The sequence below is a fragment of the Flavobacterium sp. B114r genome (assembly GCF_056824125.1).
Genome location: NZ_CP124858.1, coordinates 1,338,216 through 1,353,734, shown reverse-complemented (window position 1 = coordinate 1,353,734; position 15,519 = coordinate 1,338,216). Strand labels below are relative to the sequence as shown.

The window sequence follows — 15,519 nt, the reverse complement described above, 5'->3', positions numbered from 1 at the left end:
GATTCTAAAGTTACAAAAGTAAACTTCTAAAAAGTGTAGGTACAAGCAAATCCAAAACCAGATTGCATATTTTCATTCTTGAAATTAACAGAAGGCTTAAAGGCCAATTTCTCACTAACATTAAATTGAGACAAAGCTGCATCAATATTGGCATCAATAATATTGAGAACATAAAAACCAACAATAAATAAAGCGGATAAATCTCTATTTCTTTGAAATTGCTTTTGAGCAGAAATTAACTGACTTTCGCTTAAGTTCTTCAAATATTCAGAACCACTTGAGTTTCCTGCTAGCCTGTTTTTGTATTCGTTTCTATAAGTATTGTAGTTTTTTTGACTGTCGATATAAAAATAAGTACTGGTTCCGATTGCTCCATATACCAAAGGAAGTTTCCAGTATTTTTTATTATAAATCTGTCCTAAACCCGGAAAAATAGCCGAATAAAATGCTGCTTTTGCAGGTCGCAAAGGATCGATTTCTTCTGATTTCAGCGTATCATTTAAAACGATTTGCTTCTTTTCCTGAGCAAAAATTGTGGTTAATCCAAAAAACAAAAACACAAGAATAAATTGATATTGCATGGAAAATTTTGGTTTAAAATTTTGACCAAAGAAAACTTTTTAATTCTAAGTATTTTCTTAAATAAAGGATAAATAAAACTTAAGATTTAGATTCGTTTTTTGCCACGAATTCCAGGAATGAGCACGAATTAAAATTTGTGAAAATTCGCAAATTCGTGGCAAACTTTTTTATTCTCCCAACATTTCCATCAATTCCAAAGCTCGTTTGGTCGATTTTACATTATCAAAAGTCAAAAGAAGTCGTAAACCATTTGGCGTTTGTTTTTCTTTCATTGTGCAAAGCGAGGTATATTTTTGTACAAATAGCAACACTTTTCTAAACTTAGACGATTGATAATAATCAGATTGTTGATCCGAAACAAAGTAACCAATCATTTTACCTTTTTTCATCACCAATTTCTCAATTCCTATGTTCGTCGCAATCCATTTGATGCGAATACTATTCATCAACGCATTGGCACGCGGAGGCATTGGACCGAAACGGTCAATTAATTTATTTTGAAAGATAACCAGTTCTTCTTCATTTTTTACGCCACCCAACTCGTTATACAAACTCAAACGCTCGGTAACATTATTGATATATTCATCAGAAAATAAGAGCTCAAAATCAGTATCGATTTGTAAATCTTTTACGTATTCTTTCGTCTCAATATCATTCTCTGCCGGATATAAATCTTTGAATTCGTTTTCTTTTAATTCTTCAATGGCTTCGTTCATGATTTTTTGGTAGGTATCAAAACCAATTTCGTTGATGAAACCGCTTTGTTCGCCTCCTAATAAATCTCCTGCACCACGAATTTCAAGATCTTTCATGGCAATGTTGAAACCGCTTCCTAACTCACTGAATTGCTCTAATGCCTGAATACGTTTTCTGGCGTCTTCAGTCATTGATGAATAAGGCGGACAGATGAAATAACAGAATGCTTTTTTATTGCTACGACCTACACGACCACGCATTTGATGCAGATCTGATAATCCGAAATTGTTGGCATTATTGATAAAAATCGTGTTGGCATTTGGTACATCCAATCCGCTTTCGATAATTGTCGTCGCTACCAAAACATCAAAATCTCCGTTCATAAAGCCCAACATCAATTCCTCGAGTTTGGCGCCTTCCATTTGTCCGTGACCAATTCCGACTCTTGCATTTGGTACCAAACGCTGAATCATTCCGGCAACTTCTTTTATATTTTCGATTCGGTTATTGATAAAGAAAACTTGTCCGTTACGCTGAATTTCATACGAAATTGCATCACGAATAATTTCTTCATTAAACCCAACAACATTTGTTTCTATAGGATAACGATTTGGCGGAGGTGTTGTAATAACTGATAAATCTCTCGCCGCCATTAACGAAAACTGAAGCGTTCTCGGGATTGGTGTTGCCGTTAATGTCAACGTATCGACATTTGCTGCAATAGTTTTTAGCTTATCTTTTACGTTTACACCAAACTTTTGTTCCTCATCGACAATTAATAAACCAAGGTCTTTGAAAACTACATTTTTATTGACTAATTGATGTGTTCCAATTACAATATCAAGTTTTCCTTCGGCTAAATCTTTTAAGGTTTGTGCTTTTTGTTTCGCAGTTCTAAATCTGTTTAAATAGCCAATTGAAACCGGCATATCTTTTAATCGTTCTGTAAAAGTTCTATAATGCTGATAGGCCAAAATAGTAGTTGGAACCAGAATTGCAACTTGTTTGCTATTGTCAACGGCTTTAAAAGCAGCACGAATGGCAACCTCAGTTTTTCCGAAACCTACATCACCACAAACCAAACGATCCATTGGGCGATCACTTTCCATGTCGGCTTTTACTTCTTGCGTCGATTTGGTTTGATCCGGAGTATCCTCATAGATAAACGAACTTTCTAATTCGTTTTGCAAATAACTGTCCGGTGCAAACTGAAAACCTTTTTCTAATCGACGTTTTGCATACAACTGAATCAGGTTGAATGCAATATGTTTGACACGCGCTTTGGTTTTTTGCTTTAAAATTTTCCAGGCGTTCGACCCTAACTTATATATTTTAGGCGGCGTTCCGTCTTTTCCGTTGTACTTGGAGATTTTATGCAGCGAGTGAATACTTACATACACAATATCATTATCAGCATAAACCAATTTTATGGCTTCCTGCGTTTTTCCTTCGACCTGAATTTTCTGCAATCCGCCAAACTTCCCAATTCCGTGATCGATGTGGGTTACATAATCACCAACAGAAAGTGACGTTAATTCTTTAAGCGTAATATTCTGCTTTTTAGAATACCCGTTCTTGATATTGAATTTATGATAACGCTCAAAAATCTGGTGATCCGTATAAGCGGTAATTTGATTTTCTTCGTCAATAAAACCCTGGTACAGAGGCAATACAATCGTATGATATTGCTTTCTGATATTCTCTGAATTGGCTTCGTCTAAGCTTTCGAAAATATCATGAAAACGTTTTGCCTGCGTTTCATTCGAACAGAACAAATAGTTTTTATATCCATTAAAATGATTCTCGCTCAAATTATTCAGTAATAAATCAAATTGTTTATTGAAGGATGGTTGTGGCTGAATGTGAAATTCGAATGTTTTTGTGGTTTTAAAAATTGGTTTTGAAGCCAATTCCACTACCGAAAAATCTAAGGCGCGCTTGATAAACGAAGCCTGATTTAAAAATAATTGTTCCGGTTCTGCGTGTTTTATTTCTTTGGATAATTTCTCAAAATCTTCTTCGGCTCTTGCAAATTGCTTGTCTAACTGACTAAAAAGCCCATCTGTATTCTGAATAAAAACTACCGTTTTCTCAGCAATATAATCTAAGAAACTTTCGCGGTTTTCCTGAAATATCTTGTTCTCGACATTCGGGATAATGGTAATTTTTTTATGTGTTTCTACAGATAATTGCGTCTCGACATCAAAACTTCTGATACTGTCTACTTCGTTACCAAAAAACTCAATTCTATAAGGATGATCGTTCGAAAATGAAAACACATCGACAATACCTCCACGAACCGAAAATTCGCCCGGTTCTGTGATAAAATCAACTCTTTTGAATTCGTATTCGAATAAAACCTCATTGATAAAATCAATTGAAATTTTATCGTTCAAAGCGACTTTCAAAGTATTTTTATCAAGTTGCTGCCTTGTTACTACTTTCTCGAAAAGGGCTTCGGGATAAGTAACAATTATCGCTGGTTTTTTTCTGGAGTTAATTCGGTTTAAAACCTCAGCACGGAGTAAAACATTAGCATTATCTGTTTCATCAACCTGATAAGGACGTCGAAATGAAGCAGGATAAAACAAGACATCTTGCTCGCCAATCATTTGTTCAAGATCATTCAGGTAATACGCTGCTTCTTCTTTATTGTCTAAAACAACCAAAAAAGGCAACTCTGTTTTTTTGAAAACAGCACGAATCACAAATGAAACTGCAGATCCTAACAATCCGTTAAGATGCATTTTTATTTGACTTTGCTCTAGTAATTGTGTGGCAATCTGCTGATTTTTTGGCAGATTATCATACATGGTATATAAGGCGTTTTTACTCAACTTTCGGTAATTTATTATCTGTGTTTTGTGCCTGAATCGGAACTGCGGTTGCATTCGGAATCGCACGTGTTGTATCTAACATTTTCAAGAAATCTTCTTCTCCTTGTTCTTTCGGAATTTTACTTTTCACAATGATATTATCCATTTGTCTTTCCAGAGAGACTAATTCTTTATTGATTTCTCCAACTAAAAAGGTTACTTTTTCAGCTGGAATTTGATTTAAATGAATAAACAAATCCATCATTTTAACTTTAGTTATCAAAACAGAAATTCGGCTTTTTATTGCTGGAACGTTAAACTCTGCAGGAATATTATCGTTTAAAGCGAGTGCTTTTTTCGAAATAACTGCCGATTTTTTTTGGAACGCTCCTATTGTTTTTCTTGGTTTATCTGCGATTTCTTTCAGGAATTCGCGCCATTCATTCCATGAACTTACCTTTTGTTCTGAAATTTCATTAATAGGCTCATCAATAAACTCCCAGCCTTTATTGATAGTATTAAAAATAACTTCCTTTTTTTTGGCTTCTTTTTCATTTTCAGCACGGCGTTTTTCATCTTCATTTTGACATGAATTCAATACAAAAACAAAAAGCAGAAAAAGAGATATTTTATATTTCATTTGTAAAACATTAAGCTACAAAGTTACAAAGTAAATTTACAATTACGAATTCTGTTTTTTGCTAAAGATTTTATAAATCATGGTCGTTTTTTTGGGTGAAAAATTTAACCGCAAAGTTCGCAAAGTTCGCAAAGTTTTACATAAAGCTTTGCGAACTTTGCGTTTTTACTAAACCAGCATATTAAAAAAACTTTACGTGCTTTGCGGTAAAATAACCCAACAGCTCAACAGAGAATAATCCAAAAAAGAATCTTTATCGTTGTTAAATTTATAATTTGTTGTTACGAAAAGTAAAAATATTTGCGAAAACGTTATATTTGCATCTCTAAAAAAACATCACAAATGAATCCAAAAATATTGATCATTGGCGCTTGCGGTCAGATTGGGACAGAACTGACTCAAAAACTGCGCAAACTATACGGAACAGACAATGTAATTGCTTCTGACATCCGAAAATTAAATACTGACGTTGTTAATTCAGGTCCGTTTGAGGTGGTCAATGCTTTAGATTTTAACCAAATTGAGCATCTTGTCGAAGTACATAAAATTACTGACATTTATTTGATGGCGGCACTTTTATCGGCTACAGCCGAGAAAAACCCTGCATTTGCCTGGGATTTGAATATGAATTCATTATTCCACGTTTTGAATTTAGCGAAAGCAAAAAAGGTAAAGAAGATATTCTGGCCTTCGAGTATTGCTGTTTTTGGACCTACAACTCCTAAAGAAAATACACCTCAATATACGATTATGGAGCCATCTACAGTTTACGGAATTAGTAAACAAGCGGGAGAAAGATGGTGCGAATACTATCATAATATTTATGGTGTTGATGTTCGAAGTATTCGTTATCCTGGTTTAATTAGCTGGTCTACGCCTCCTGGTGGCGGAACTACTGATTATGCGGTTGATATTTTCTATAAAGCTATTGCTGATAAAAAATACGAGTGCTTTTTATCGTCTGAAACTAAAATGCCAATGATGTATATGGATGATGCAATTGATGCAACTATTAGTATCATGCAAGCTCCGATTGAAAAAATCAAAATACATTCTTCATACAATTTAGCAGCAATGAGCTTCACACCGACTGAAATTGCTAATGAAATCAAAAAACATATTCCTGAATTCACCATTACTTACGGGCCTGATTTCCGTCAGAAAATTGCTGACAGCTGGCCGGCAAGTATCGACGATACTGAAGCAAGACAAGATTGGGACTGGAAACATACTTTTGATCTTGAATCGATGACAAAAGATATGCTGGAACATTTAGGATAAATTAATCTTAGCTTTTCATAAAGAACTTTTTGCAGATCAGAAATTTTAATCGGATAGGAGCCTAGGAATTAATTCCCTAGGCGACCTCCCACACCACCCGGCATACGGATCCGTACCAAGGCAGCTCTTAATTTACGATACATTTTAAGATAGATACCTAACCTAAAGTACTTCCGTGAGGTTATTTTCAGTTATCCCAATAAAGGTCTGCACTCCTTGGTAGCTGTCGGATTCCGTCCTATCCTTCCCAAGGTAGTTATCAAATTACTTGATATTTTCTGCATTCGTGCCTTCATAGGTAACATTCATTTACTACTCACTTAATTAAGTTCAGTCCTTCGGTACTCATTTACAGTACCTACTATGACCTCTGCTGACTTCTTATAGCAATTGTTATCCATAAGTGCTTTTCTTAAAAAAAAAACTCCCCCTATGTCTATAAGACCTCCCCAGGTAAGAACGACAACTTTCCTCTCATATACCTGCTATATTTACCATGATGTTTCCGTACAGTTTTGGACTTCAGTTTGTGTTGCAACCTTATCCAACATCTTTGGCCTTTTATATAGTTTCTGTTCGTCAGGTCAAGAGTTTGCCTACTGCTTCCTTCAGATTCCACCTCGCGATGGACACCCTTGCATTCAGCTAACACTTCCCACTGTAAAGGCGTGTTCGGGACTTACACCCTAGAGTTATCGCCCATGCTGGGCACACAACAATAAAGCCAAAGCAAGAATAACATCCGGCTTTGGCTTTATTAAAAAAATAATTATAATTCCTTACTTCACTTCACTTCATAAACATTATTTGCAGCTTTTACATCCGCCATTAATCCGCTTGGATCTATGGTAATCTTTTTGATTGCTGTTTTATTTTTGTCTATTGTAAAACTGTAGTTCGACTGCGCCCACGCCCAATCCTCCAAAACTGTTCTTTTGACATTAGGGTTTGGATTTGGCTTAATGAAATTCATCATTCTTAAAGGAATATAAAAACTCTCTGAAGTTCCATCAGTATATTCAACTGTTAAATCTATTGGCATTGGCATTCTGCCTATTCTTTCTAAACTTACAGTAGTTTTTCCTGCATTATCAGCCACATCTTTGATACCATAATCAATTGTGTTTGTAGTTTCAGTCCAATCAATTAAATACCAGTCCAGCTCAGCTCCTGAAACTCTTTCGGCTGTTCTTTTGATATCGTTTGGTGTTGGATGTTTGAACTTAAAATCATTGAAATATCTTTTTAGGGTAGCATCTACATTCTCTTTTCCAATTACATATTCTAATTGCGATAAAAAGATACTTCCTTTAACATAGGCCGAAATACTGTATGGTCTGTTTTCATCATAACGGTCACCATGAGTTCCTTGCGGCTGCTCTTTTCCGGAATTGACTAATTGATAATAAGCAGCATAATTTCCTTTAAAAGGATTCACTTCTTTTTTATCTCCTTTTAGTTCATTCAAAGCACTGTCTTCAATATACGTTGTAAAACCTTCATCCATCCAAGGGTGTTTTGACTCATTTGAAGCTAAAATATGCTGAAACCACGAGTGTCCTAATTCATGTGTTGCTGTTCCCAGAATTCCCTGAAGCGTTCCGTTTCCTAGCATCAAAGTACACATTGCATATTCCATTCCGCCATCTCCACCTTGAATAAAGGAGTATTGTTTGTATGGATAAGCCCCTACTCTATTATTGTAATAATCCATAACTTTTACCATTAAAGGCTCTAATTGTTTCCAATTTTCAGTTGTCTTTGGATTGTTTTTGTAGAAGAAATGCAAATCGACATCGTTTGGTCCTTTTACAATATCATGTGTATATTCTTTGTCTGTCGCCCAGGTAAAATCATGAACATCCGGTGCAATAAAATGCCACGTCAATGTTTTTGTTTTCTTTGGATACGTAACTGTTACACCTGCATCCTGATACCCGTGTCCTATTTCATTCTTGTCTTGCAAATATCCTGAACCACCTATAGTGTAATCTTTGTCAATTGTGATTTTTACATCAAAATTCCCCCAAACACCGTGAAATTCTCTTCCGATGTAAGGATCTGCATGCCAGCCTTCAAAATCAAATTCGGCTAATTTAGGATACCATTGCGACATTGATAATTCGACTCCTTCTGAGTTGTTACGTCCTGTACGACGAATCTGAACCGGAACCTGACCATCAAAATCTAGGGTAAAAGTAGTTTTTGAATTTGGTAAAATTGGTTTTGCCACAGTCACTTCCATTATTGTTCCTGAAACTCTGGTTTGAGCCGTTACACCATCTTGTTTTAAATTGGTAATTTTCAAGAACCCAATTTCGTTAGGTTTTAACGTTTCAATTCGGCTTTGTTTTACCTCTTTTCCATCAGCACCTTTTACTTTGGTTACCATTCTTCCGTCAGGATCTTTTATAGTATGCAAACGTGCATCCATTTCGCTCCCCGGTTGAAAAGCATTTAGAAATAAATGATAAAATACCTTTTTTAAAGTATCCGGAGAATTATTGGTATATACCAATTCTTGTTTTCCTTTGTATTGGTAGTTTTTTACATCCATGGAAACTTCCATTTTATAATCAACGTGTTGTTGCCAATATGGAGCGTTTTGTGCAAATGCCGGGCTTAAACCCAGACTCAAAAAGGATAGTAGTAAAATTTTTCGCATCATCGTTTTAATAAAAATGGAAGAGTTGCCACTCTTCCATTGGATTAGTACTGTATGTTATTTTTTATTTCTTTGACATCTTTTCTGCCATTAATAAAGCATTATAAGCATTGACCATTTTGCCTGTTCTTGATGACTCTTTTGAAGAAACCGCTACAGGTTTTTGAGTTGGATCTGGATTTTCTCCTAAAATTACCATAGAAGGAAGTGCCACGCCGGAATCCATCAAAATTTGCTTAACCTGAGCTGCTTTTAGTTTTGGATAATAAGAACGAATCAATGCTGCAACTCCTGCTGCATTTGGAGACGCCATTGACGTTCCTTGCAAATACTTGTATTTATTATTTGGAACCGTTGCATAAATCTCTTCACCCGGTGCAAAAACGTCAACATTTATTTTACCGAAGTTTGAAAACGGCGCTACAACATTTTCTCCGTATTTATTATTGATTGCGCCAATTGTAATCACGTTATTAGCAAATTCTTTGATATTATCTTCAGAATCATTTGGGTAATTAACGTTTTCTTTTTTATCGATATCATATCCGTCATTTCCTGCTGCGTGCACAATTAGAACATCTTTTTTAGCCGCATATTTTATCGCATCATACACCCACTTTTTGTGTGGAGAAAAACTTTTCCCGAAACTTCCGTTAATTACTTTTGCTCCGTTATCAACTGCATAACGAATAGCCAAAGCGATATCTTTATCATACTCATCTCCATCAGGAACTGCTCTCACAGTTAATATTTCGACATTATTCGTAACACCGTCACCTCCTAAATCATTACCACGAATTTGCGCAATAATTCCGGCAACGTGAGTTCCGTGCAGTGCTTTTTCTTTATCCGGTCCAAAAACAACATTATTACCATAATATTTGTCTTTGATATCTTCAGGATTATCTCCTACGATTTTTCTTCCGTCATAATCCTTATTCAAATTATAATTGAATTGATCGTAAACAGATTCTCTGTAATCTTCTAATTCTGCTTCAGGATCAAAAGTTGGTCCTGCATTAGTCAAAATTTGGGTCATAACCATTTTAGCTCTCGCTACTTTTGGATCTACTGACGAAACTTTGCTTAAATCTTCTAAGTTATAAGTTGTTTTATTTAACTCCTTTTTAATAGTGTTATGTACATCTATTAAGAAGTCGACTTGTTCCTTATCTTCTATAACTTTCTTCGTTTTTTCTTCGTATTGCTCCAGAGCCGCTTTGTATTCAGCTGATCCATCATCTCCTTTTTTAACAATACGGGTCATTTCAAGATTTTCGTGAACGGCATCTCCAAGAAAATTCCATCCGTGAACATCATCAATAAAACCGTTTTTATCATCATCGATTCCGTTACCCGGAATTTCTTTAGGATTTCTCCAGATCATACCTTGTAAGTCCGGATGCTCAATATCTACACCAGAATCTACTATACCTACAATTACTTTTACGCCTTTTTTTCCTTGCAATAATTCGGCGTAAGCCCTGTCAACACTCATTCCCGGAATTGAATCTTTGATTAAATCAAGATGGCTCCATCTTTTTAATTCATTTTCGCTAAGCGGTCCTTTTTTAACTACTGATAAAGGAGCAGTAATCATTTCTTTTGAAGTATCAACCTGTGCTTGCAAAGTAGCACTGCAACCTGCTAGTACAAGTAATGCAAAGGCAGATAAAGTATTTAATTTTATAGAACTCATGTATCTATTTTTAATAAAGTTAAAATATGGGTCTAAATTATGATTTTTTGTTACATAAAACTAACGATTAACACTGTGTTATGATTTTTACCTTGGTATAAAAGGGGGCTAAAATTTTATTCTAAACTTTAAAAACAAAAATTTTATTTAATTTAAAGGTAAATTTCTTACCTGATTGATTACAAGGCAAAATATGTTAAAAAAGGCGTGCTCTTTACGTTTTCACGTAAAGAAATTTCGATTCTAATTTGTACACTTGCACGACGTATAAGATTGCAGGTTGCAAGGACAACAAAGACGGAGAAACAATTGGTCAGATTTGGAAATTCAAAACCAACTAAAATTTTAGGATTATAATTTGTTAAACTAAAAAATCCCATTTTCGACATACTGAAAATGGGATTTTTTTTTATGATTTAAATTTTGTTTTAAAGAATCTCTTCACAAGTAAAAACGTCTTTTAACCGGACACCTTTTTCTGTATGTTCAACCGTTATAATTTGATTGTGCGCATCATGCTCTAAAAATAAATAATAATTATTGTCTGCTGCTTCATTCAAAAATTTTGATTTCTCAGGCATTGTCAACAAAGGTCTTGTATCGTAACCCATAACATATGGTAAAAGAATATGTCCCGCTGTGGCCAACAAATCTGCACAAAAAATGATAGTTTTATCCTGATATTGAATGTGCGGGATCATCTGCTTTTCGGTATGGCCATCGACATAGTAAATTCCAAAATTCATTTCTTCAGAAAAGCCAAAATCAGATTCGGGACGTTTTATAAAATTCAATTGTCCGCTTTCCTGCATCGGTAAAATATTCTCTGATAAAAAAGACGCTTTTTCACGAAGATTTGGTTTTGTTGCCCATTCCCAATGATTTTCATTCGTCCAAAACTTAGCATTTTTAAAAGCCGGTTCATAAAAAGTTTTATCTGAATTCCACTGAACGCTTCCTCCACAATGGTCAAAATGCAAATGCGTCATAAAAACATCGGTAATATCATCTCGCTGAAAACCATATTTTGATAATGATGTATCGATCGAATGTGATCCCCAAAGCGAGTAATAGCCAAAAAACTTTTCAGATTGTTTATCTCCCATTCCGGTATCAATCAAAATCAATCGGTTTCCGTCTTCAATAAGCAAGCAACGCGCAGCAATATCAATTAAATTATTGGCATCTGCAGGATTGGTTTTGTTCCAGATTGTTTTGGGTACAACGCCAAACATTGCGCCGCCATCTAACTTAAAATTTCCGGATTCTATTGGGTAAAGTTTCATGAGAATTAATTTCTAATATTGAAACAAAGCTAGGAAATACAATCTCCTAATACTAGAAATTCTGTAATAATGTTTCTGAAATTGCCCACAGATTAAACTGATTTTACGGATTTACGCAGATTTTTTTTGGCTTAAACGCATGTTCAAAGCTTTGGTAAAAGAAAAACTCAGCGTAAATCCGTAAAATCCGCAGGCTAAATTTTCGTTATATTATTCCAGCGTAATCGCAGTACTTCCCATTATTTCTTGTTTGTCGAAGAAATTGACAAAATAAGTTCCTTTTTGAAATGCATTTTCATCAGCATTTAAAACCCCATAAACATTCGTTGCTTTTCCCTGAAAGTCAACAGCAACTATAAAACTATAGACCAAAGCTTTATTGTTTCCAAATTCGATCAGTTTGTTCTCGCCTAAAACTTTATTTTTCTGATCTAAAACCTGAATATAAAAAACTCTTTTTCCTGTCTTGGCAACAGTATTTCCGTTTATAGAAAAGCTCATTTTAAGCTTTTTAGTATTTTTCGCCTTTTCCGTTTCTAACTCTTGTCCGGATTTTTTCTCCCGAAGTGCTATTACGTTAAAATTGCCAGGAACTAGCTTTGAGGCATCTTTTAAAGTCGATTCCAGTTTTTTTTGTTTAGAAACCAAGGTATCATTTTCAGTCTTTTGTTTGTACATCACAACATTCTGACTTTCAATTTCGCTAAGCAAATTTTTATTTTGAGATTTTAATTTTTTAACTTCAACAACCTTAGTTTCCAATGCGATTTTCATATCAGAAAGTTGTTTTCTATACACCTTAATTTGTGCAACAGAAGGATTTTTTGAAGCCTTGATGATTTCCATCAGGTTTTCAATATTTTTCTTTTCAAGTTCTAACTGTTGGGATAATGAAGTTTTCTCAAGAATTGCAGCGTCATAAGCCACTTTTAAAGTGACTAGGGAATCTAAAATATTTTTCTGAGAAAGTGATTCATCATTTGAATCATTAAATTTCTGATCTATTGTTACCTCCTTAGTTTTTTCCTCAATTTCATTTGACTCTCTACTAAAAATAAAGAATGTAGCACCTAATCCAAAAACAAATAACACTGCTAAAAGTGCTTTTACCCACTTATTTTTGTATTGTTTTTTCATAATTACTGACAATTTTCTGCAAAAGTAGTGATAAAAAATTGCTTGCAACCCGTATAAATACGCTTTTTTAGCCCTAAAAAACAAGACTTGATAAGCAAATCCTACAAAACTAGTAGGTTTTTAAATTTTGATGTAAAAACACTAATAAACAAATAAACCACAAAAACAATGATAATTGATTTATCAATATAACTATTATCTATTTTAACATTTGTTATAATAATGTGAAGCGTTATGGAAAAAGGTTTTTAAGTCGTATCTTTGCAGATAATTTCATTTGAACATTGAAAGACAGCACTTTAAAATGTAATAATTTAATTACTATTTTAAATGTGATTTCAAATGAAAGCAAAAACAAATACCATAAACAATGATAAAAGTTTCTGATACAGCCAAAAAGAAAATCATCGACTTGATGAAAGATGATGGTTTTGATGCTGCACATGACTACGTAAGAGTAGGCGTGAAAAGTGGCGGATGCTCTGGTTTGTCATATGATTTAAAATTTGACAAAGCCAAAGGCGACGACGATAAAATATTTGTAGACAACGACATAACAATTGCAGTTGAAAAAAAATCATTTCTATATTTAGCCGGAACAATACTTGAATTTTCTGGCGGATTAAACGGAAAAGGTTTTGTATTCAACAATCCAAATGCAAGCAGAACTTGTGGTTGCGGAGAATCATTCTCGTTATAAATTAAAGTCTAAAGCAAAAATTTAAACGCTTAAAATTTTAAGCGTTTTAAAAAACTAAAAAATGTCAAAATATACTGAAGACGATTTAAAAATCGAACTCGAAACTAAAGAATACGAATACGGATTTTATACTGATATTGAATCGGAGACGTTTCCTATTGGCTTAAACGAAGATATTGTAAGAGCTATTTCTCTTAAAAAAGAAGAACCACAATGGATGACTGACTGGCGAATCGAGGCTTTTCGTGCCTGGAAAGAAATGATCGAACCAGAATGGGCAAATGTTCATTATGTAAAACCTGACTTTCAGGCAATATCTTACTATTCAGCTCCAAAACAAGTAGATCCAAACAAAACTTTGGATGATGTGGATCCGGAACTTCTTGAAATGTACAAAAAGTTAGGTATCTCTGTCGATGAACAAAAAATGATGAACAATGTCGCTATGGATATTGTTGTCGATTCTGTTTCTGTGGCTACTACTTTCAAAAAAACATTAGGAGAAAAAGGAATTATTTTCTGTCCAATTTCAGAAGCTATAAAAGAGCATCCTGAATTAGTTCGTAAATATTTAGGAAGCGTTGTACCTCAAAAAGACAACTTCTATGCAGCATTAAACTCAGCGGTTTTCTCTGACGGAAGTTTCTGTTATATTCCAAAAGGCGTTCGTTGCCCAATGGAACTTTCAACTTATTTCAGAATCAATCAGGCAGGAACAGGACAATTCGAAAGAACTCTTGTTATTGCTGATGCAGGAAGTTATGTTTCATACCTTGAAGGTTGTACAGCTCCAAGTCGTGACGAAAATCAATTGCACGCCGCTGTTGTTGAATTGATCGCTTTGGATGATGCCGAAATTAAATATTCTACTGTTCAAAACTGGTTTCCAGGAAACAAAGAAGGAAAAGGTGGGGTTTATAATTTCGTAACCAAAAGAGGTTTATGCGAGACAAACGCTAAAATTTCATGGACACAAGTAGAAACTGGTTCTGCTGTAACCTGGAAATATCCTTCATGTATCTTAAAAGGAGACAACTCGGTAGGAGAATTTTATTCAATCGCCGTTACCAATAATTACCAACAAGCAGATACGGGAACTAAAATGATCCATTTAGGTAAAAATACTAAATCGACTATTATTTCTAAAGGTATCTCTGCCGGTAAATCTCAAAACAGTTACCGTGGATTAGTGCAAATTAGCCCCAGAGCTGATAATGCAAGAAACTTTTCGCAATGTGATTCTCTTTTAATGGGAAACAATTGCGGAGCGCATACTTTCCCTTATATCGAAAGTAAAAATCCATCGGCTAAAATAGAACACGAAGCAACTACAAGTAAAATTGGAGAAGATCAGGTTTTTTATTGTAACCAAAGAGGTATCCCAACTGAAAAAGCGATTGCCTTAATTGTAAACGGTTTCAGTAAAGATGTATTGAACAAATTACCAATGGAATTTGCTGTTGAAGCTCAAAAATTATTAGAGATTTCTTTAGAAGGATCTGTAGGTTAATTGCACAATGGAAGGTAAGAAAGTAATCATTTTAGGTTCATCCAGAAAAAACGGAAATACAACAAAAATTGTAGACGAGATTTCTAAAGAACACGGAATAGACATAATTGATTTGAGTGATTATAACATTTCTTATTATGATTACGAAAGCAAAAACAGAGAAGACGATTTTTTCCCTTTAATAAAAGGAATCATCGAAAAGTACGACACTTTAATTTTTGCGACGCCAATATATTGGTACAATATGAGCGGTATTATGAAGGTTTTCTTTGATCGCTTTTCGGATTTAATCCGAATTGAAAAAGAAACCGGACGAAAACTTAGAGGAAAAAAAATTGGTGTGATCTCAAATTCACACGATAATGAAATCGAAGATAGTTTTTACATTCCGTTCAAAAAATCAGCCGATTATTTAGGCATGGAATATTTAGGACACGCGCATTTTAATGCCAACATCCTAAACCAGACAACAAAAATAGAATTGACATTTATATAAAATAAAAGAAA

11 protein-coding genes are annotated in these 15,519 nt (G+C 34.5%); 4 read left to right on the top strand and 7 right to left on the bottom strand.

Going from position 1 to position 15,519, the window contains the following annotated elements:
* Positions 1-26 precede the first annotated feature (26 nt).
* The 3 genes from QLQ94_RS06050 to QLQ94_RS06040 all read right to left on the bottom strand — a co-directional run bounded on the left by QLQ94_RS06050 (position 27) and on the right by QLQ94_RS06040 (position 4,734).
* Positions 27-581, bottom strand: coding sequence for a DUF5683 domain-containing protein (locus QLQ94_RS06050; protein WP_482499320.1), 555 nt, complete (start codon positions 579-581; stop codon positions 27-29).
* A gap of 168 nt (positions 582-749) precedes the next feature.
* Positions 750-4,115, bottom strand: coding sequence for a transcription-repair coupling factor (gene mfd, locus QLQ94_RS06045; protein WP_271338180.1), 3,366 nt, complete (start codon positions 4,113-4,115; stop codon positions 750-752).
* A complete protein-coding gene (locus QLQ94_RS06040; protein ID WP_271338181.1) occupies positions 4,108-4,734 on the bottom strand; it encodes a hypothetical protein in 627 nt (208 codons plus the stop codon). The genes mfd and QLQ94_RS06040 overlap by 8 nt, the downstream gene beginning before the upstream one ends.
* A gap of 342 nt (positions 4,735-5,076) precedes the next feature.
* On the opposite strand from QLQ94_RS06040, the gene QLQ94_RS06035 reads away from it, so the two are divergent.
* The gene (locus QLQ94_RS06035; RefSeq protein WP_271338182.1) at positions 5,077-6,015 is read left to right on the top strand and encodes an L-threonine 3-dehydrogenase; all 939 of its coding nucleotides are present in this window, start codon (positions 5,077-5,079) and stop codon (positions 6,013-6,015) included.
* Between the two features lie 784 nt (positions 6,016-6,799).
* On the opposite strand, the gene QLQ94_RS06030 is transcribed toward QLQ94_RS06035, so the two are convergent.
* The 4 genes from QLQ94_RS06030 to QLQ94_RS06015 form a co-directional block, all read right to left on the bottom strand.
* The gene (locus QLQ94_RS06030; protein ID WP_482499946.1) at positions 6,800-8,680 is read right to left on the bottom strand and encodes a M1 family metallopeptidase; all 1,881 of its coding nucleotides are present in this window, start codon (positions 8,678-8,680) and stop codon (positions 6,800-6,802) included.
* A 64-nt stretch (positions 8,681-8,744) separates the two neighbouring features.
* The gene (locus tag QLQ94_RS06025; RefSeq protein WP_482499319.1) at positions 8,745-10,379 is read right to left on the bottom strand and encodes a S8 family peptidase; all 1,635 of its coding nucleotides are present in this window, start codon (positions 10,377-10,379) and stop codon (positions 8,745-8,747) included.
* Between the two features lie 428 nt (positions 10,380-10,807).
* The gene (locus QLQ94_RS06020; RefSeq protein ID WP_482499318.1) at positions 10,808-11,665 is read right to left on the bottom strand and encodes an MBL fold metallo-hydrolase; all 858 of its coding nucleotides are present in this window, start codon (positions 11,663-11,665) and stop codon (positions 10,808-10,810) included.
* A gap of 210 nt (positions 11,666-11,875) precedes the next feature.
* A complete protein-coding gene (locus QLQ94_RS06015) occupies positions 11,876-12,802 on the bottom strand; it encodes a hypothetical protein (protein ID WP_271337689.1) in 927 nt (308 codons plus the stop codon).
* 370 nt (positions 12,803-13,172) lie between these two features.
* Between QLQ94_RS06015 and QLQ94_RS06010 the strand changes: the two genes are divergently transcribed.
* The 3 genes from QLQ94_RS06010 (at position 13,173) to QLQ94_RS06000 (ending at position 15,508) form a co-directional block, all read left to right on the top strand.
* Entirely contained in the window at positions 13,173-13,502 is a 330-nt protein-coding gene (locus QLQ94_RS06010) for a HesB/IscA family protein (protein WP_065451634.1), read from the top strand.
* Between the two features lie 61 nt (positions 13,503-13,563).
* Positions 13,564-15,012 carry a Fe-S cluster assembly protein SufB gene (gene sufB / locus QLQ94_RS06005; RefSeq protein WP_271337690.1) on the top strand — a complete coding sequence of 483 codons (1,449 nt, stop codon included), beginning with the start codon at positions 13,564-13,566 and terminating at the stop codon, positions 15,010-15,012.
* 7 nt (positions 15,013-15,019) lie between these two features.
* Positions 15,020-15,508: a flavodoxin family protein gene (locus tag QLQ94_RS06000; protein ID WP_271337691.1), complete on the top strand. Its 489-nt coding sequence runs from the start codon at positions 15,020-15,022 to the stop codon at positions 15,506-15,508.
* Positions 15,509-15,519 lie beyond the last annotated feature (11 nt).